This window comes from Faecalibacterium sp. DFI.5.82, assembly GCF_029076575.1.
GTDB classification, from domain to species: Bacteria; Bacillota; Clostridia; order Oscillospirales; family Ruminococcaceae; genus Faecalibacterium; species Faecalibacterium duncaniae.
In genome coordinates, this window is the sequence record NZ_JARFIS010000630.1 from 1 (window position 1) to 305 (window position 305).

The 305-nt window shown below is 64.3% G+C and carries 1 pseudogene; it reads left to right on the forward strand.

The features are described 5' to 3' along the window. Positions 1 to 299: pseudogene (locus P0G09_RS18180) on the forward strand (GNAT family N-acetyltransferase); the annotation flags it as partial. Positions 300 to 305: the final 6 nt, after the last annotated feature.

Sequence of the window (305 nt, forward strand, 5' to 3'; positions counted from 1 at the left end):
CGTACTTTATCCTGCGCTACTGCGGCCGGAGCGCACACAACTATGCGGCCTTCCTGGGGGTGCCCCGGGAGGAGTGGGAGCACTGGGCCAATGCGGACAGCGCAGTGGTACACCCGGACTGGCGGGGCAACGGCCTGCAGCGGAAGCTGCTGGAAGCGGCGCTGCCACTTGTCCGGCCCGGCATCGTGGGCATCGGGGCCACCGACAGCCCGGAGAATCAATACAGCCTGAACAATGCCCTTGCCTGCGGTTTTGTCATTGCCGACCGCCGTGAGATGTACGGCGGGTATGACCGATAACTGTTA